Below are 19776 nucleotides of genomic sequence, written 5' to 3'. Positions count from 1 at the left end.
CTAAGTATAATTTATCAAATTGGTCAAAGTAAGTCAATGTTAAAGCATTGAAAATTAATAAAATTTTAGACGCTCAATAAAAACGCTTCAAAAACCTCGTTACCAATGACTTTACCACGCTCTGTTAATGAATAATAATCTTCACTTTTTTTGATTAATTCCTTCTCCATTAAGTCTGAAAGTGTTTGACCAAAGACCTCATTTATAGAAATATTGAACTTTTGATAAAAACGAGAAATACTAACGCCTTCATTCATTCTTAAACCTAAAAACATTTCTTCTTCCATTTGTTCATTTTTAGTTGGTTTCGTAGAATGCAAAATTGGTCGTTCATTACTTTTGATTTTTTTAATATAATGATTCACTGGGTTTACATTTGTATAACGCTCTCCATCGACATACCCGCTAGCACCAGCACCAAATCCATAATAGCCTTCATTTTTCCAATAAACTTTATTGTGTTCTGATTCATGACCAATTTTACCAAAATTAGATAATTCGTATTGATGCATTGTGCTATTATTCATTCTTGTTATTAGGTATTGGTACATTTCCTCTCCTACATCTTCATTCGGCATTGATAACTTACCTTTTCTATACATGTTATAAAATTGAGTTTGTGGTTCTAAAATAAGTCCGTAACTAGAAATATGGTCTATATCTAATTCTAATGCCAAATTTAAGCTTTTTTGAAAGTCTTCGAATGATTGTTGAGGTAAATGATACATTAAATCTAAACTAATCGATTCAAAGCCGACAGTTCTTGCGTTTTTGACAGCGGCATATATATCTTCAGTTTTATGACTTCTACCAAGAATCTCTAATAATTTTGGATCAAACGTCTGAACACCCATAGATAATCGATTTACACCATAACGTTTTAATAATTTTAACTTTTCTATTGTTAGTTCATCAGGATTTGCCTCAAAGCTATATTCCCCAGAAATAATAAAAATCTTATTTATAGCAATCAATAATTTTTCTAACTGAGGCACGCTTAAAGCAGTAGGTGTCCCCCCACCAACAAACATCGTTTGTAATTCCCTCGTCTCACTCATAGACATTTCTTCTATTAAGCAATCTAAGTATTGATCGACAGGTTGGTTCTGTATAAAATACTTATTAAAATCACAGTAAGTACAAATTTTTACACAAAAAGGGATATGTATATAAGCACTTTTTACTTTCATTTGGACACCTCCTCTAGTTATAAATAATTTTTAACATAAATCAGGGAGTGGGTCAGCAATTATAATAATTTACTAATCCCACCCCCGCAAGGGTTATCTAAAAAACTGAACATTTTTTATTAACATATAAAATAAATATTAATTCGCTATTTATGCATCACATTTTAAAATTACTTATTATTCTTCGTCCATTTTTAGAACTGCTAAGAAAGCATCTTGTGGTATCTCTACATTCCCTACAGATTTCATTTTAGCTTTACCAGCTTTTTGTTTCTCTAATAATTTACGCTTACGACTGATGTCGCCACCATAACATTTTGATAATACATTTTTACCCATAGATTTAATGTTGGTACGGGCAACAATTTTTTGTCCTATAGCTGCTTGTACTGGTACTTCAAATTGTTGACGTGGTATTAATGTTTTTAGTTTCTCCACTAATGCCTTGCCTCGTTCATATGCGAAATCTTTATGCACAATAAAGCTTAAAGCATCTACTTTTTCGCCATTCAGTAAGATGTCCATTTTTACCAAGTCACTTTCCTGATTTTCAATGAATTCATAATCAAATGAGGCGTAACCTTTTGTGTTAGATTTTAATTGATCGAAGAAATCGAACACAACTTCTGCTAATGGTATTTCATAAACGATACTTACACGTATATCATCTAAATAATCCATATTTACGAAATTACCACGTTTACGTTGGCATAATTCCATTACTGCACCAACATAATCATTCGGGACCATCATAGTCGCTCTTACATATGGTTCGAATATTTTCTCAATACGATCACGTTCAGGCATTTGTGCAGGATTATCTACTGAAACTGTTTCACCCGTTTTTAAATCACACTGATATATAACCGAAGGAGCAGTAGCAATTAAATCAATACCGAACTCTCTTTCTATACGTTCTTGTATGATTTCCATGTGTAACATGCCTAAAAAACCAGTTCTATAACCAAATCCTAGCGCTTGTGAAGATTCAGGTTCAAACTCTAAAGAAGCGTCGTTTAATTGTAATTTTTCTAAAGCTTCTCTTAAATCATTGTAATCTTTATTATCAATTGGGAATAAACCACAAAATACCATTGGATTCATTTTTTTATAACCTTGTAATGGTTCTTCGGCTGGACGACTTTCGTGTGTGATTGTATCCCCTACACGTGAGTCATCTACATTTTTAATACTAGCAATAATGTACCCAACATCTCCGACTGTTAATTCGTCTACTGGTAATTGCTTTGGTGTATTGATACCTACTTCAGTAACTTCAAACGTTTTGCCTGTAGCCATCATTTTAATACGATCTCCGGCTTTGACGACGCCTTCTACGACTCTAATCGATGATATTACACCACGATATGGATCGTATTCAGAATCAAAAATAAGTGCTTTTAAAGGAGCTTCAGGATCACCTTCAGGTGGAGGTACTGTTTCCACAATTTGTTCTAATATTTCTTCGATACCGATATTTGATTTAGCACTAGCCAGTACAACTTCATCTTGATCGATGCCTATTACATCTTCCAATTCTTGTTTAACTCTTTCAGGTTCTGCCGCTGGTAGATCGATTTTATTAACTACAGGTAATAACTCCAAGTCATTATCAAGAGCTAAGTATACATTTGCAAGTGTTTGGGCCTCTATACCTTGCGCAGCATCTACTACGAGTATTGCACCTTCACAAGCAGCTAAAGATCTAGACACTTCGTATGTAAAATCGACGTGTCCCGGAGTGTCAATTAAATGGAAAGTATATGTTTCACCATCTTTAGCATCATATTTTAATCGTACTGCGTTTAATTTTATAGTTATACCGCGTTCTCTTTCCAAGTCCATTGAATCTAATAACTGATTTTGCATATCTCTTGTTTCTACAGATTTTGTATTTTCAAGAATTCTATCGGCTAAAGTAGACTTTCCGTGGTCGATATGTGCGATAATAGAAAAGTTTCTAATATTTTTACGTCTATTGAATCTTTCTTGTTTATCCATTTATTATCATTCTCGCTTTCATAATTCTAACCCTTATATATGTAAAACATCTTTGTCAGAATAACGTTTTTACATTATAAATGCAAACCTCATTGAAAAACTTGTATTTATAATGATAATATGTGTAACATATTCATTATAAAGATATTTGTCAGAGTTTCCAATTATTATTTTTATTTCAAAAATAAAGTTACTATCATTAAATAAATGATTGCAGAAAGGTTACTGATTTGATAAAATATTTTTTGTTGTAATCAAATAAAATTTGATAGCTAAGCTCACTTTTAGGAGGTGACACTCATGCCAAACATTAAATCTGCAGTAAAACGTGTTAAAACAACACAATCTGCTGAAACACAAAACGTTACTCAAAAATCAGAAATGCGTACAGCAGTTAAAAGAGCAAAATCAGCAATTGAAACTAACGCTGATAACAAATCTGAATTAGTAAACTTTGCAATCAAAAAAGTAGATAAAGCTGCTCAACGCAACTTAATCCACTCAAACAAAGCTGATCGTATTAAATCATCTTTAATGACAGCTGCTAAATAATTAAAAGTTCAAGCATAAGCTTGAACTTTTTTTATATCTATTTTTTATAAAGACAAAATAAATAATTCTAAAATGAGATCTTTGTCCATGTATGAAGACTTTAACTTATAGTCAGTTTCTGCACAACTATTAATAATATTCAATAAATCATCTATATGATATTGGCGAGCGTGATTAAGAGCTAATTTAACACGATATGGATGTACATTAATAGTCTTAGCAATCTGTTGACCACTGTATCCCTTTTGACTCAAAATTTTACTTTGGTAATACAATCTATAATTGCTAGTAATTAAAGCCAATAATTTAATCGGTTCTTCTTTCATAACGATTAAATCTTTAACTAATTGTACAGCTTTTTGCTTTTTATTTTTTTGAATATATTCAGTCAAAAGAAATACATTTTGTTCTAGACTTCTGTTAACGATTTGTGCAACATCTTGCCTATTTATCGTAACTCTATCACCTAAAAATAAAATGAGTTTTCCTAATTCTTGTTTAACTGCATTAAAGTTTACCCCTGTTAATTCAATAAATAAATTTAATGCGTCTTGCTTAATATCTTTATATTCTTCGTGAAGGTTTTGTTTAATCCAATTTTTAATATCCTCTTCAGACATTTGCTCTATTTTTTTGAGCTGTGTATTAGTTTTAAGTTGTTTGACTAATTTTTTTCTTTCATCAAGTTTAGGTTGATAAACTTCAAAAATAATTAAACTTTCCCCATCATACTTGCTAATAAATTCAAGTAATTGATCCATATTATGATTTATATCTTTTGGTGGTTTTTCACCAGTAAATATATATGTATTTTGTACTAACACTACCTTCTTATCAGAAAACAATGGCATTGTTAACGATTCTTCAATGATAGGAGCAATCTCAGTTTCATACAAATTAAATTTGATGAAATTGAAATCATCCTTTGGTTCATTAAGGTATTTAGCTATAATTTCGTTACTTTTTTTCTCAATAAGTTCAGGTGCTTCCCCATATATAGTAATAATATTCTCGCTCATTAAAATAGCATCCTTTCACGACTAAAAACAATATTCATTATATCATTTGTGAGTGCTTCACTCTAGAAAGTTTAATTATTTTTCGGTCGAAATAACTAATTCCTTGTCTAAATTAATAGTAACTTGCCCGTGATATGCAGTTTCATAAATAGATGATTGAATAGCTTTTAAATTATTAATCACTTTAACGTTTGGCAATCGAAATTTATTATTATGGCCATTAGAGATTAAACTAATTCTGGGATTAGTTATTTTTAGAAACGATTCGCTGCTGCTTGTTTTACTCCCATGATGTCCTATTTTTAAAATATCAATATTTGAAACGTCGTATTTTTTTAATAACACTTGCTCATTATTCAATGTGGCGTCACCCATAAGTAATAATTTATACTTCCTGTATTTTATTAAAGCAATAATGGAGTGTTCGTTTAGATCTTTAGAATTTGGGAGTGTTGCATCTAATAAATCGATATACACTTGATCTAAACTAATGTGTTTGAACGTATGAAAATCTAAAATATTAATCTTATATGTTTGAGCAATATCAAGAATATAATTTAATTGATGTGCTGAGAATGATTGCTTATTGATGATTATATTTTTAAAAGAAACAGTTTGACAAATAAACTCTAACTCGCCCATATGATCGCTATGCGGATGTGTAATAATTAAATAGTCGACCTTATTAATTCCCTTTTTTCTGAATGTAGGTAAAATATGATATTTCGATATCGAGCCATTGTAATGCATATTATTGTCTACCACTTTACCACCAGTATCTATCATAATGGTATGATTTTTTGCCGTTTTAAGTAATAATGCATCGCCATGTCCTACATCAAACATAGTAAATTGAACATTGTTATCCTTTGTTAAATAAGTGATGGTGATAGCAAATAGCAAAAAAAGTATAATTGCATGTTTGAATTTTTTTAGCACTACGTATCTTAAAATAAAAAATATCATAACAAAAAAGCATGTCATTTGAATTTCACTTAATTCTGGAATATACCAATGAAATCTATTCATCATTGAGAAGAAATATACTAATTTATCATGTACTATGTATAGTGTATCTACACAGGTAGTAATAAATTTAAAAGTTATAGGCGAATGTACGTATAATAAATAAAATATTGCTAAGGGAAAATATATAAAAGTATATAGTGGTATAAAAATGAGGTTAGAAAATAATCCAATCCATTGGATTTGATTAAAATGAAGACTATTAATCATGAAGCCACCTAAAAAAGTAACGATATTTAGGTAAATTAAAGCAACTATTTGATAATGGTGAGTTAGTATGGGCGCTGATAATAATATAAAAAGTGTAATCATAAATGAAAATTGAAAGCCAATATCATATACGAACTGAGGATTAATTAAAGATGTAATCACGAAAGTACTCCCCAAAACATCAGTAGCCCTGCATAACATACGCTGTGGCAAAATTATAACCGTTATCACTGTGATTATCGCTCGCAAAGCACTCGGTGCAAAATCTGTATAACAGCCATATATGGGTAAAATAATACAAATAAATGTCTTGATAAACGGTAAGGGTAAACCTATTCGTATACAAGAAAAGTATACCATCGCCACGATTGCGATTATATGCGAGCCACTTACTGCCATTAGATGATAAATACCTGTGTCTTTAACATTTTCAAGTAATTGTTTCGGTATTAAACTCACATCTCCAAATAATACAGCAATAACTTTATCATATTGATGAAGACCAGATTGTTGAATTTTGTAATACAAGTGTTGTTTATGATGTAAAAAAAAAGAATTTAAAGAGATTTTTTGAGGGTCACAATTGTTGATATCAATGTGTTTCAATGTCACTATCAACGGGCGGTGTACTGAAGATGAAACAGCTTTGTATGAGCCACTAACATAACAAGAATGATTATTTATACCCTTAATATTAATGGACGCATTAGTGTAATAATAAAAACGATAACTTTTATTATTTATCTTTATAAACCCGGTAACGGTATTATTGTTAATTTGGTATATTTTTTGAAAAATACCATGTTGGTTTATATTTGATTGCTGTAATAGAGCAGAGCGTTTTTGAATTGTATGTATAAGTTGTTGCTCAAAAAAAAGGAAGCTTAGTATCGGCAATATCATGACTATAATGTACATAAACCAATGACACTTTTTTCTGTAGATACTTAAAATGACAAATAAAAATAATAAAGAAGCTAAAATTTTATAGTGCAACCACAATATTCCTACTAGAAAAGCTAATGCAATATAAAACATTTATTATTTGTTCAATAAATATTGAGCCACATGTTCAGGATTAAATGGTATTTTTTTATATTCAATATTTTGTTGGTCTAATAGTTTCAATGCATAAATATGATTATGATAATCTTCTGCATAATAAATTGTTGTAATTCCTGCTTGGATAATAGATTTAGTACAGTTTAAACAAGGAAAATGTGTAACATAAATAGTAGCACCCTCTGTAGAAACACCTTGTTTGGCACATTGTAATAAAGCGTTCATTTCGGCATGAATAGTTCTAATACAGTGGCCATCTTCCACCAAGCAACCTTCATCTATACAATGTACTTCCCCGGTTACCGAACCATTGTAACCGCCTGCGATTATTCTGTTGTCTTTAACAATCGTTGCTCCTACCGATAAGCGCTCGCATGTTGAACGTAATGCTAATAATTGACTTTGCGCCATAAAATATTCATCCCATTTGATTCTATCCATTTTTGAAGCCTCCATGTAAAAATTGATAAATTTATAAACCTTATAGCAATTATCATGCTACTAAATTATGAATTCAGATTGTAATTTTTCAAAAGTTTTTTCGCCAATGCCCTTAACTTCTTTTAACTTTTCAATACTATCAAATGAACCGTGTTTTTCCCTATAATCTATAATAGCTTGTGCCTTAGATTCACCAATACCATTAATTTCTTTTAGCTCATCAATGGTAGCAGAATTGATATTTACAGGCGTTTTTGTGCCTTTATTTGTTATTTGGGGCGAAGTTGATAAATTATTATTTAATGCATTTACTTTATCATTTTTATTCGGGATTATCACTAATTTTTGATCCAATAGTTTCTCTGCTAGATTTATTGTTGATAATTCTGCTTGATCAGTAGGATGCGCCTTATCTAACAATTGCTTTATCCTGTCAGAAGATTTCATTTCATAAACATCTGGATATTTGACTGCCCCTTTAATATCTACAAATATTTTTTCAGGTTGTTTAACTTTATCTTTAAAATCCGAAGTTGTAGATGCGTTCTTGCTAAAACGATTTGTATTATGACTTATAGATGGCTTATGGTAATTTTGTAAATTAGTTTTGGTTATATTGTTTAAAAAAAATATTATCATTGCCAAAAATATTACAACAAATATGATTGAATATGGATTCTTCAATATAAATGTCTTAAGTTGTTCATACCAATTAGACATAAAAATCACTCCTTTACAGATAAACACGTGTAAAGAAGTGTATTTACTTTATTTATTCACAATAAAAAATAATCTATAACCGTTGGTATCATGATTTGTACTATCAAAATCAATAAAAGTTGTAATATTGTTAAAACCGATTTCATTTAAAAGTTGCACATAGGTTTCTTTAGGAAAAGTGCGTTGATAATGGCTTTCATCAAATCTTTCAAATAAATCATTATGTTTTTTCACGAAGAAAGACATTTCGTGCCATACACTATAAGGCTCTTCGCCTTTAATAGCATCCCAACCTAAAAACACTTCGTCAGTTTCGTCGATATAACTTTTATTATTAAATAAAGTATCAAATTTATATGTCGTGTGTACATCAAACATAAACACGCCATCATCCTCTAAGTGCTGATATACATTGTTAAAAGTTGATTTAACATCCTCTAGTTTCACTAAATAATTTAATGAGTCACAAAAGATAGATATTACATCAAATTTGGAATTTAACGTGAAGTCAGTCATATCACCTTCAACCCAATTAACGTTTTGTGATTTATTTGCCGCTAATGCTAGCATATCAATGCTTAAATCCATCCCAGTAACACTATCAAATTGAGTTATTAAAGTTGTTAAATTTCCTGTACCACATCCAATGTCTAATAATGAATGATGTTGTGGTGCATATTGTTCAACTATTTTCAACCAAGATTCATAAGGTTGGTCAAAAGTTAATTGGTCATAAAATAAACTTAAGCCTTCATATTGTGACATAATTAATAAACTGCCTGTCTATAAGTTTCGATTGGTGCGTCTTGATATAATTTTTCGATATTATAATAATCACGTTCATCTTTATGGAAAATATGGATAACAACGTCAGCTAAATCTATTAATACCCAACGCGCCTCGTTATATCCTTCCATACGTTTAACTTCAATTTCAGCTTCGTGTGCAGCATCTTTTACCGCTTTGGCTATAGCCTGAACTTGACGGTCGTTATTTCCGTGACAAACGACGAAATAATCAGTCATATCACTGATTCCTCTCATATCTATAGAAATAATATCTTCCGCTTTTTTATCTTCAGTAGCTTGGATAGCTAATTTTAATAATTGATCTGAATTCATTTAATCACCCTTTATTCTTTCATCACTGTAATTATAATAATTTAAACAAGCAATTGTAGCGTCATATACGTTAATATCTTTACTAATTAGATGTAATACAGTTCGTTTAGATATTTCATAAATTGTTTTGTCTAAGCTACCTTGATTGTATGCTAAATCTCTGATTTCTTCAACGCCCGGAGTTTTACGCCCAGGTTCAATATAATCAGCAATAAATACGAGTTTTTCAGTTTTAGTCATTTGTGCGCGGCCAGTAGTATGATTTTTAATCGCCAATAAAACTTCTTCATCGTTTACGTCATATTCTTTATTCATAATTACTGCGGCCACTGGACCATGTAATATCTCCGAATCGTAGCTCAATAGATTACTGTCCAAACCATTTTGAGTCACAATTTGATACATCGTTCCCAAATCGTCATACTTACAATAATCATGTAATACGCCAGCTAATTCAGCTTTTTGCGTATCACCATCATATATTTCGGCAAGTTTGCATGCAGTTTTAGCCACATTCATTGAGTGGATAAATCGTTTTTCTGGCAATTTTGATTTAACTAATTCTACGGCAGTATCAATTTTCATACAATCGTTCCTCTCTAATATATTGTTCAACACTTTGAGGGACAAGTATTTGAATAGATTGTTTATTTTTAACACGTTCTCTAACCATCGTTGAGCTAATATCCATACGCGGAATATTAATGGCTATCATATTATCTTCAACCTCTTGTGTTGTTTTATATCTATTCACTATTACAAACGTAATATATTGCATTAGTTCGTTGATTCTATACCATTTATCTAATTGCTCATATTGATCGGTACCAATTACAACGTAAACGGTACTGTTTGGATTGTTATTGATAATACGTATTATCGTATCATAAGTATAACTTTGACCTTCACGTTCAATTTCATCTAGATAAAGTTCTCCAAATCCAAGCTCCTCAATAGTCTTCTCGATCATAGATACTCTATAACGTGCATCAAGGTAATCTTCATGAGTCTTTAATGGAGACATATGGCTCGGCATAAAATAAAATGTATCTGGTGATAATAGATTGTACACTTCACTAGCAACTAACATATGTGCAGTGTGTATCGGGTTGAATTGTCCACCATAAATAACAATAGAATTAGTCATTAAGGTAATTCTATTGTTTTGTTTTCTTTTGATTCTTTGTATAACACAATCATTGACCCGATAACTTGTACAATTTCGCTGTTTGTTTTTTCACTTACTTGGTTTGCTAAATCATTTTTATCTTCGAAGTTATTTTGTAATACATGAATTTTAATTAATTCCCTATTCTCTAAAATATCAACGAGTTGATCGACCATATTATCATTAACACCCGCTTTACCAATTTGAAATGTGGGTTCTACATTATGTGCCTTACTTCTTAAAAATCTCTTTTGCTTGCCAGTTAACATATAATATCTCCTTTATAAGTGGTTTAAAACAGCTTTTTTCATTGTGTCATAATCAGGTGATTGATTTGTCCAAATTTTAAAACTTTCAGCACCTTGATTAACGAACATATCTAAGCCATTTTGTATAGGATTTCCTTTTTCTTCAGCAACTTTTAAAATAGGTGTTTTAAATGGTATATAAACGATATCGCTAACTAACGTATGCGGTGATAAATTATCTAAATTAATTACTAAATCATTACTATTATTCATGCCAAGAGGTGTCGTATTAATAACGATATCAAATTCAGATAATGCTTTTTGTGCATCTTTTAAGTCAATTTTGTTTATATCCATCTTCCAACTATCAAATCTGCTTTGCGTGCGATTTGCGACAGTAATTTTATTGTTAACATGTTTCATTAGTTCATTAGTAATACCTTTACTAGCACCACCAGCACCTAAAATTAAAATATAGGCAGCTGATAAATCAGGATAAACTGTTTTCAATCCTTCAACATAGCCGATGCCATCAGTATTGTAGCCAATCCACTTACCGTCTACTATTGAAACGGTATTAACTGCTCCGACTGTTTTTGATTGTTCATCTATTTCATCGAGGTAAGGTATAATGTTTTCTTTATGTGGGATTGTAACATTAAATCCTGAAAGATTTCTTTCTGTAATGATATCTTTTATCAAATGGAAGTGATTAGAATCGATATTTAACGCCTCGTAATCATGCTCTAAAGCAAGTGCTTTAAAATTAGCATTATGCATTACAGGTGATAATGAGTGATCGATAGGATTACCTATGACTGCATATTTCATATTTAACACACCTTACATTATTGAATTTCTTAACACAACATCCACATTCTTAGGTACTCTAACGATAACTTTGGCTCCTGCTTCTATTGTAATAAATCCTAAGCCAGAAATCATAACATCTTTTTTTTCTTTGCCTGTTTCTAATCTGACAGCTTTGATATTTGCTAAATCAAAATTTTGACTATCTTTAGGTGGTGATAATACTGCACCAAGTTGATTACGCCATAAGTCGTTAGCATTTTCAGTTTTTGTCCGATGAATATTTAATTCATTTGAAAAGTAACATACGAGTGGTCTTTTGCCACCACTAACGTAGTCTATACGTGCTAAGCCACCAAAGAATAATGTTTGACCTTCGTTAAGTTGATAAACACGTTGTTTTATTTCACTTTTGGGCATAATCGTTTTTAGTTCTTTATCAGAAACATAATGTGTCATTTGATGCTCTTGAATAATACCTGGTGTATCGTACATAAGTGATGTTTCATCTAAAGGAATATCAATCATATCTAAAGTAGTTCCCGGAAAACGTGATGTTGTAACGATGTCTTTCTCACCAACACTCTGTTCAATTAACTTATTAATAAGCGTTGATTTACCTACATTTGTTGTGCCAACAATATATACATCTTGTTGATTACGTTTATGTTCAATAGTAGCCATTAAGTCTTCTATGCCCCAACCTTTTTCGGCAGAAATTAATGTCACTTCATCCGCTTCAAGACCATATTTTCTAGCAGTCTTTTTCAACCATTCTTTCACTCTTCTTTTATTAATTTGCCTTGGCAATAAGTCTAGCTTATTGGCAGCAAGAATCACTTTTTTATTACCTACTATACGTTTTAATGCATTAATAAATGAACCTTCAAAGTCAAAAATATCAACGACATTCACGATAATACCTTTTTTATCAGCTAAACCATTTAATAAGTTTAAAAAGTCTTCGCTATTCATACCCACGTCTTGCACTTCATTATAATTTTTTAATCTAAAACATCTCTTACAGACGACGTCTTCCCTAAATAGATTATGTTCTGGCACATAACCTGCTGCGTTTGGATCTTCGGATTGCAATGTGGCACCGCAACCAATACATTTTAAAGCTTCAGTTTCTGACAATCAATATTCCTCCCATGTGATATAGCCTTTTTTTCTAAAATGTTGGAGTAATTTGCGTTCTATAATTCTATTGAATTTAGTAATAAATCCATCCGTTTGTTTAACTGGTACTACCATAATGGTAAATAAACCTCTTCTTTTACCACCAAATACATCAGTAAGCATTTGGTCCCCAATCACCACTATTTCTTCTGGCTTTAACTGCATATGCTTTGTTGCCTTAATAAATGCCTTGCCCATTGGTTTGCGAGCTTTGAATATGAAATCAACGTCTAAAGATTGAGAAAAGCTACCCACGCGTTGTTCATTATTATTAGAGACAATAGTAATCGTAATGCCTACGTCATTGGCTTTTTTAAACCATGCTCTAACTTCTTCAGTAGGAGCATCAACATCCCAACCTACTAAAGTATTATCTAAATCAGTAATGATACCTTTCACACCAGAAGACGCAAGTTTGTCTATATCTATTTGAAATATAGATTGCACGTATTCATTTGGCATAAAATATTTCTTGAAAATTCCCATTTTTGATAATCACCTTTTTAAATTGATTTAATTATTTTTTCTACTATCTCACTTGATGACTGGGCAGCAGTTTTTAAGAACTCATCAAAACTCATTTCTGCTTCACCATTCGCTAAATCAGAAATAGCTCTAGTCACAACAAATGGTACATTAAATTGGTAACATGTTTGTGCAATAGCTGTCGCTTCCATTTCTACAGCTAACGCGTTACTGAAATTTTGTTTGATTTGCTGACGTTGCTTATTCGAACCAATAAAGCTATCACCACTCACAATAAGACCAGTTTTAGCAGGTAAACTCGTTTCCTGTATCGCTTCAATTGCTTTTGATAACAATGTTGTATCCGCTTCAAAGACTGTAGGCATTTGTGGTATTTGTCCGTATTGATAACCAAAAGCAGTTGCATCTGCATCATGATAAGCTAGTGCTTCACTTACAACAACATCGCCTACTTTAAGCTCTTCATCTAATGCACCAGCAGATCCAGTATTAATAATTTTTGATGGTCGGAAATTTTCTATTAATAAAGTTGTAGACATTGCTACATTAACCTTACCGATACCACTTTGAGTTATAACAACAGAAGAATCATTAAGGTCGCCTTTGTAAAACTTCACATGTGCTATCGCCACTTCTTCTAAATTTGTTAATTTATTTTTTAGTATTGCAACTTCTTCTTCCATTGCTCCTATTATACCTATCATTATAGTTCACCTCGATGTAATTTCATAGCCTTTGTTATTTTATCATATTTGAGCATTAAGCTCGATTGTAGAACTAAATTATTATAAATTTATAATTCTTTAATTAACAATAATAATTATTATCGAGTTGCTTATGTTCATAACCTACATATTTATATAAATTTACTATAAATAAAAACAAGAGTAAAACCATATAATTACATGATTTCACTCCCGTATAATTCAAATTTATTAATTTCTAAAGATTAATATCCAAATAAACTGCCTAAACTTTGTAGTGAAAAAATACCAGTTACAATCGTTACAATCACGGCTAAAATTCCGAACCATAGCATCCAATTAGGGTGGTGATAATCACCGACGATTGATTTACGTTTACTTGCAATTAATATAGTTCCTAATGTAATAGGTAAAATTAATCCATTTAACGCACCTGCGATAATTAATAAAGAAACAGGTTTACCAACAAATAAGAAAATAATCGTAGATACGACTATAAATGCAATGACCATTAAGTTAGCTTTGTTAAATAATGATTTATGTAATGTTTTTAAGAATGTAGCACTCGTATAAGCCGAACCTATTACTGATGACATTGCTGCTGCGAACAGTACAACACCGAAAATATTTTTACCTATTGGCCCTAACACATGTTCAAACACCGATGCTGGAGGGTTATCTGAACTTAATGTAGCACCTGTAACCACTACACCTAAAACACCTAAAAATAATAATGTGCGTAAAATACCAGTTGTTAAAATTCCAGCAATGGCAGCTTTATTAACAAATGGTAAAAATGACTGACCTTTTATTCCTGAATCTAATATTCTATGTGCACCGGCAAAAGTTATGTAACCTCCTACTGTTCCTCCAACTAATGTAATAATTGGTAATACTAATGCGATTGGTTGTTCAGGCATTACAACATGTTTCAATGCGTCTCCATATGGAGGATGTGCTTTAAACATAACAAAAGCTACAACTACAATCATTAAAGCACCTAAGACCATGGAAACGACATCCATAATTTTTTGCCCGCTTTTACTAATAAATATAGCAATTGATAATACAGCCGTAATAGCTGCACCCCACTTGACGTCCAAACCGAATATTGCATTCAGACCTAATCCTGCCCCTGCGATATTACCAATATTGAAAGCAAGACCACCTATTGCGATTAATATCGAAATAAATGTACCTAACCCTTTAACAATATCATTTGCTACTTCTTGACCCCTTTTACCAGTAACGACTAACACACGCCAAATATTAATTTGAGCTCCGATATCAATAATTATCGATAAAAGTATTGCAAAAGCAAAACTTGCTGCAAATTGCGCTGTAAATACAGCTGTTTGTGTTAGAAATGCTGGGCCTATTGCTGAAGTAGCCATTAAAAATACTGACCCTAATAATAAGCGTTTGTGACTTTTAGTAAACTGAAAGTCACTTTTCTTTTTTTCTGCATTTTTCCCCATTTATTTATCCTCCTAAAGTCGAAATAGAAATACCTTCTTTCGATAATCTTTCTCTTATTTGTGATACAAATTCAAAAGCATGTGCCCCATCACCATGCACACAAATAGTATCAGCTTGTATTGAAACTTTCTCGCCATTTTTTGCGGTTACTTGTTGATTTTTAACCATTGAAACAACTTGATTAATAGCTTCTTCAGTATCCGTTATTAAGGCATCTGATTCTTTTCTGCTCACTAATTGACCGTTCGCTTCATAACGTCTATCAGCAAAAACTTCCGACGCAGTTTGTAATCCTAATGCTTTAGCTTTAGAAATTAATAACGTGTTTGATAAGCCAACAAATATTAAAGAAGGATCAAAATCATGGACTGCTTGCGCAATCGCATGTGCAATTTCTTCATCTCTAGCGCCCATTTGATAAAGTGCACCATGAGGTTTAACATGATTTAATTTCGCATTATGAATCGCACAAAAACCATTGATTGCACCGAGTTGATATACAACAATATCATAAATTTCTTTCGGTGATAGATCTATGTTTCTTCTACCAAATCCTTGTAAATCAGGTAACCCAGGATGCGCACCAATACCAATATTATTTTCTTGTGCTAATTTAATGGTATTATTCATAACATGAGAATCGCCGGCATGGAATCCACAAGCAATATTCGCTGAAGTTATAACGGGGATAATATTTTCGTCATTACCAATGTTATAGTTACCAAATGATTCACCTAAATCGCAATTTAAATCTACTTTCATGATTAAGCCTCCTTAATAATATTATGTCTATCTAAGAATTTAATATCCACTTCTCTTGCATCTCCATGTGCATATGGCGGGTAATTTAATACTGCAAATAAGAAATCTGCTGTAGTAGTAAAACCATCAATTACCATTTCGTCTAAAGTAACTTTAAGTTTATCTATGGCTAATTGTCTATTTGGCGCTTTAACAATAACTTTAGCTACTAAAGAATCGTAGTATGGAGAAACCATATAACCTGAATAAAGCAGTGAATCTACTCTTACATTAAAGCCATGTGGTAAATGTAATCCGTTTACTTTACCAGGTGAAGGTTGAAAGCCTTTTTCTGGATCTTCCGCATTAATACGTGCTTCGATTACATGTCCATCAAAGACTATTTCGTTCTGCGTAAAAGGCAATTGATTATGCATCATTAAATATAATTGCGCTTGTAATAAATCTCTATTTGCTCTCATTTCTGTAACAGTGTGTTCTACCTGAATTCTGGCATTCATCTCGATGAAATAGTAAGCGTCTTCGGTAACTAAAAATTCTATCGTACCAGCACTTCTATAATTAGAAGCGCGTGCTACTTTAACAGCATCGTTACATATTTGAGTTCTTTTTTCTTCTGATAGAGCAGAACATGGTGATTCTTCTATTAACTTTTGATTTTTACGTTGCACAGAACAATCTCTTTCACCCAAATGTACAAAGTTGTCCTGCCCATCACCTACAACCTGTACTTCAACATGCTTTGCTACTGGTATAAACGCTTCAACATAAACTCTATCGTCATCAAAGTATTTTGCCCCTTCACTTTTCGCTTCTTTAAATGCTTTGCTAAGCTCTTCTTTACTTTTAACGATACGGATACCTTTACCGCCTCCGCCACTAGCTGCTTTTAACACTAATGGGTAGCCAGTATCCTTTGCAATTTCCTCTACTTCATCAATAGATCCTACTGCACCTGTTGAACCAGGTATGATGGGTACGTCAGCACTATGAACAGTTTGTCTCGCTGTTATTTTATCACCCATCATTTCCATAGTGCGGTATGTAGGTCCAATAAAATAAATGTCATTTTCTTCAACTTTACGAGCGAAAGAAGCACTTTCTGATAAAAAACCATAGCCAGGATGGATAGCTGTTGCGCCAGTATTGATTGCAGCACTTATAATTCTATCTTGGTTCAAATAACTATCTAAAGCATTTGCTTCGCCGATACAAACCGCTTGATCCGCTAAACTCACGTGTAAACTTTTTTCGTCTCCTAAAGCATAGACAGCAACTGTTTCAATATTCAGTTCGCGACACGCCCTTATGATACGTATTGCAATTTCTCCTCTGTTTGCGATTAAACATCGATACATTAACTTAACCCCCTAAATTACGCTTAGTCCACTTTAATTAACGTTTGATTATATTCCACTTGCGTACCATGATCCGCAACGATTTCACTTACCGTTCCTTCAACATCACTTACGACTTCATTTAATACTTTCATTGCTTCGATATAACCAATTACATCACCTTTGTTAACAGTTGAACCAACTTCAATTATTGGATTAGTCAATTCTTTTTCATCTTGTAGGAAAAATGTACCTACCATAGACGCATTTATTGATTTAGTATTGTCTAATTCAGTACTGCCCTCGTTTTGAGCTGAGTTATTCGCGCTCTCTGACGAAGAAATATTGGCAGTATGTTGAACTGCATTAGCACCACTCTGTGGTTCAGTAAAATCAATATCAACCTCACTACTATAATCTTTATATCTAAATTTTCTAACGTCATTTTCCTTAACGAGTGTAATTAATTTTTCTATTTGCTCTAAATTCATTGTTATTCCCCTTTTAATAATTTTGCTATTTTTGATGAAGTACTTCTCATTTCACTAATTTCAAACTGTGGTGTTTCAGTAATAGCTGTTAACGTTTTTGTAAATTCTTGCTGTTGTTTGATTAATTTATCTGTAGCTTCTTCAATCGTAATCCATTTGAATTTTATTTTATTTCCAGGTTTCAATTGTGCTAAAACATTCAAATCACCATGACAAACATTTGCAATTTTTGTATAACCACCCACTGTTTGTTTATCATTTAATAAAATTATTGGATTACCATCATTAGGCACTTGAACACTTCCTAATGCAACTGGCTCTGATATTATATCTGCAGATTTTTCTGGGCTAACAGTTGGCCCTTTTAAACGATACCCCATACGATCGGAACTATCAGAAATTGTAAAAGTATTTGAAGTCAGTTCACTTTGCGTAGCTGCTGAAAAAGCGTCAATTTGTGGGCCTTCTACAATATGAATGGTTAATTCTTCATCTAAATCAAGTTGACCATTATACCTATGTCCTAATGTATTGTTAAAATACTCATTTTCAATACAATTTATGTAATCACCTGATTTTAATGTACGCCCTTTGAAACCTCCAATATGGCTACGGGTATGAGTTGAATAACTATTCGCTACTTTTGGTATATCTAACGGTTTACCAAATAGTATGTAACATCTAGCACCATCTATAACATTATTTAATTTTAAAATGTCTCCTTTATTAGCTTCCAAAACGGTCTGATGTGGCACTGATGTTTCATTAAGTTGTGCATTAAAAGGTGCTCCTGTAATAACGAATGTGTTATTATTTTTAAACTCGATAGTCGGACCCATAATAGTGCATTCTAAAGCAGGGCCTTTATTGCCAATGAGTTGTTGTCCAATTTTAAATGCATATTGATCTAATGCACCTGCAATGGAAAAGCCTAAATTTTGAAAACCAATACGCCCTTCATCTTGTACAGTAGTGAATAATCCAGGTTGTTTTATTTTAATTGCCATTTTCAATCGTCACCAACCTTTCATAATCAAATATATTATTTTGTTGTTGTACTTTAAAATCTTCAAATTCTTCAAGTGTAATACTATAAAATTTTATGTAATCACCCGGTTGATACAGACACATTGGTTCTCTGTTGATATTAAAAACATCAATCGGCGTTTGACCAATAATTTGCCAACCTCCTGGTGACTGCTTTGGATAAAGTCCAGTTTGATTGTTAGCAATCCCTACAGACCCTGCTGGTATTTTTGTTCTAGGCTCACTTCTCCTAGGTGTATGTATTTTTTTGCTTAGGCCTCCTAAAAATGGAAAACCTGGCATAAATCCAAGTAGATAAATCAAATATGAATTAGAACTATGTATATTTACTACGTCGTCTTTACTTAAATTATTATGTTGCGCAACTTCTTCTAGGTCCGGGCCATGCTCATTACCATAGAGAACTGGGATATTAATAATACGTGTTTGTTTAATTTCATTTGATATTGAATTTAAATCTAGCCCTTCAATATTCAACTGCGTGATCACATTTTTAGGTACATCTATCGTAGTGTCAATATTAATCATTACAGAACGATATGAAGGTACTACTTCTAAAATTGAAGATAACTCCTGTGCTTCGATAAACGAAACAATGTGTTGTACTTTATCAAACGTTGTTTGATAAATTTCATTCTCAAAATAATAAATGATTGTTTGTTCATTCAATATTTTGGTTTCCAAAATATTACTCCCCTTTGAATAGTTTCAATTATCAGA

General features: G+C 32.0%; 22 protein-coding genes. 1 reads left to right on the top strand and 21 read right to left on the bottom strand.

From position 1 onward, the window contains the following. Positions 1 to 65: 65 nt before the first annotated feature. Entirely contained in the window at positions 66 to 1190 is a 1125-nt protein-coding gene (gene hemW / locus ISP02_RS05955) for a radical SAM family heme chaperone HemW (RefSeq protein WP_195720671.1), read from the bottom strand. 177 nt (positions 1191 to 1367) lie between these two features. Continuing rightward, positions 1368 to 3191, bottom strand: a complete 1824-nt coding sequence (lepA, locus tag ISP02_RS05950; protein ID WP_195720670.1) for a translation elongation factor 4 — start codon at positions 3189 to 3191, stop codon at positions 1368 to 1370. Positions 3192 to 3491: 300 nt separating this feature from the next. Between lepA and rpsT the strand changes: the two genes are divergently transcribed. After that, positions 3492 to 3743 carry a 30S ribosomal protein S20 gene (gene rpsT, locus ISP02_RS05945; RefSeq protein ID WP_195720669.1) on the top strand — a complete coding sequence of 84 codons (252 nt, stop codon included), beginning with the start codon at positions 3492 to 3494 and terminating at the stop codon, positions 3741 to 3743. Between the two features lie 44 nt (positions 3744 to 3787). Here rpsT and holA read toward each other — a convergent pair whose 3' ends face one another. From holA to pxpB, 19 genes are all read right to left on the bottom strand, one after another. Next, on the bottom strand, positions 3788 to 4762 hold the full coding sequence (holA, locus tag ISP02_RS05940; protein WP_195720668.1) for a DNA polymerase III subunit delta: 975 nt from the start codon (positions 4760 to 4762) through the stop codon (positions 3788 to 3790). A gap of 75 nt (positions 4763 to 4837) precedes the next feature. Then, positions 4838 to 6526, bottom strand: a complete 1689-nt coding sequence (locus ISP02_RS05935) for a DNA internalization-related competence protein ComEC/Rec2 (protein ID WP_195720667.1) — start codon at positions 6524 to 6526, stop codon at positions 4838 to 4840. 513 nt (positions 6527 to 7039) lie between these two features. Further along, on the bottom strand, positions 7040 to 7501 hold the full coding sequence (locus tag ISP02_RS05930) for a ComE operon protein 2 (RefSeq protein WP_195720666.1): 462 nt from the start codon (positions 7499 to 7501) through the stop codon (positions 7040 to 7042). A gap of 60 nt (positions 7502 to 7561) precedes the next feature. Beyond that, positions 7562 to 8221, bottom strand: coding sequence for a helix-hairpin-helix domain-containing protein (locus ISP02_RS05925; RefSeq protein ID WP_195720665.1), 660 nt, complete (start codon positions 8219 to 8221; stop codon positions 7562 to 7564). 48 nt (positions 8222 to 8269) lie between these two features. Further along, the gene (locus ISP02_RS05920) at positions 8270 to 8986 is read right to left on the bottom strand and encodes a class I SAM-dependent DNA methyltransferase (RefSeq protein ID WP_195720664.1); all 717 of its coding nucleotides are present in this window, start codon (positions 8984 to 8986) and stop codon (positions 8270 to 8272) included. Between the two features lie 2 nt (positions 8987 to 8988). Continuing rightward, a complete protein-coding gene (gene rsfS, locus ISP02_RS05915) occupies positions 8989 to 9342 on the bottom strand; it encodes a ribosome silencing factor (RefSeq protein WP_195720663.1) in 354 nt (117 codons plus the stop codon). Next, the gene (yqeK, locus tag ISP02_RS05910) at positions 9343 to 9927 is read right to left on the bottom strand and encodes a bis(5'-nucleosyl)-tetraphosphatase (symmetrical) YqeK (protein ID WP_195720662.1); all 585 of its coding nucleotides are present in this window, start codon (positions 9925 to 9927) and stop codon (positions 9343 to 9345) included. After that, a complete protein-coding gene (gene nadD, locus ISP02_RS05905) occupies positions 9917 to 10489 on the bottom strand; it encodes a nicotinate (nicotinamide) nucleotide adenylyltransferase (RefSeq protein ID WP_195720661.1) in 573 nt (190 codons plus the stop codon). The genes yqeK and nadD overlap by 11 nt, the downstream gene beginning before the upstream one ends. Beyond that, entirely contained in the window at positions 10489 to 10779 is a 291-nt protein-coding gene (yhbY, locus tag ISP02_RS05900) for a ribosome assembly RNA-binding protein YhbY (RefSeq protein ID WP_195720660.1), read from the bottom strand. Before yhbY ends, nadD begins: the two co-directional genes overlap by 1 nt. A gap of 12 nt (positions 10780 to 10791) precedes the next feature. Then, on the bottom strand, positions 10792 to 11589 hold the full coding sequence (gene aroE, locus ISP02_RS05895) for a shikimate dehydrogenase (protein ID WP_195720659.1): 798 nt from the start codon (positions 11587 to 11589) through the stop codon (positions 10792 to 10794). Positions 11590 to 11601: 12 nt separating this feature from the next. Next, positions 11602 to 12708, bottom strand: coding sequence for a ribosome biogenesis GTPase YqeH (yqeH, locus tag ISP02_RS05890; RefSeq protein ID WP_195720658.1), 1107 nt, complete (start codon positions 12706 to 12708; stop codon positions 11602 to 11604). Beyond that, entirely contained in the window at positions 12709 to 13236 is a 528-nt protein-coding gene (locus ISP02_RS05885; RefSeq protein ID WP_195720657.1) for a YqeG family HAD IIIA-type phosphatase, read from the bottom strand. A gap of 17 nt (positions 13237 to 13253) precedes the next feature. Continuing rightward, a complete protein-coding gene (locus ISP02_RS05880; RefSeq protein WP_195720656.1) occupies positions 13254 to 13940 on the bottom strand; it encodes a 5'-methylthioadenosine/adenosylhomocysteine nucleosidase in 687 nt (228 codons plus the stop codon). Positions 13941 to 14185: 245 nt separating this feature from the next. Next, the gene (locus tag ISP02_RS05875; protein WP_195720655.1) at positions 14186 to 15418 is read right to left on the bottom strand and encodes an NRAMP family divalent metal transporter; all 1233 of its coding nucleotides are present in this window, start codon (positions 15416 to 15418) and stop codon (positions 14186 to 14188) included. Positions 15419 to 15422: 4 nt separating this feature from the next. Beyond that, complete coding sequence (gene pxpA / locus ISP02_RS05870; RefSeq protein ID WP_195720654.1) at positions 15423 to 16181, bottom strand: 5-oxoprolinase subunit PxpA; 759 nt, start codon at positions 16179 to 16181, stop codon at positions 15423 to 15425. Positions 16182 to 16183: 2 nt separating this feature from the next. After that, the gene (locus tag ISP02_RS05865; protein WP_195720653.1) at positions 16184 to 17539 is read right to left on the bottom strand and encodes an acetyl-CoA carboxylase biotin carboxylase subunit; all 1356 of its coding nucleotides are present in this window, start codon (positions 17537 to 17539) and stop codon (positions 16184 to 16186) included. 23 nt (positions 17540 to 17562) lie between these two features. Further along, entirely contained in the window at positions 17563 to 18009 is a 447-nt protein-coding gene (locus ISP02_RS05860; protein WP_195720652.1) for an acetyl-CoA carboxylase biotin carboxyl carrier protein, read from the bottom strand. Positions 18010 to 18011: 2 nt separating this feature from the next. Further along, positions 18012 to 19016 (bottom strand): 5-oxoprolinase subunit C family protein, encoded by a 1005-nt coding sequence (locus ISP02_RS05855; protein ID WP_195720651.1) that lies wholly within the window; start codon positions 19014 to 19016, stop codon positions 18012 to 18014. Continuing rightward, entirely contained in the window at positions 19006 to 19740 is a 735-nt protein-coding gene (gene pxpB, locus ISP02_RS05850) for a 5-oxoprolinase subunit PxpB (RefSeq protein WP_195720650.1), read from the bottom strand. The genes ISP02_RS05855 and pxpB overlap by 11 nt, the downstream gene beginning before the upstream one ends. Positions 19741 to 19776: the final 36 nt, after the last annotated feature.

Origin of the sequence: Staphylococcus durrellii, from assembly GCF_015594545.1 — a bacterium.
Lineage (GTDB): Bacteria > Bacillota > Bacilli > Staphylococcales > Staphylococcaceae > Staphylococcus > Staphylococcus durrellii.
Note: the sequence above shows the minus strand (reverse complement) of the source record. Positions and strands in the feature narration are given on the sequence as shown.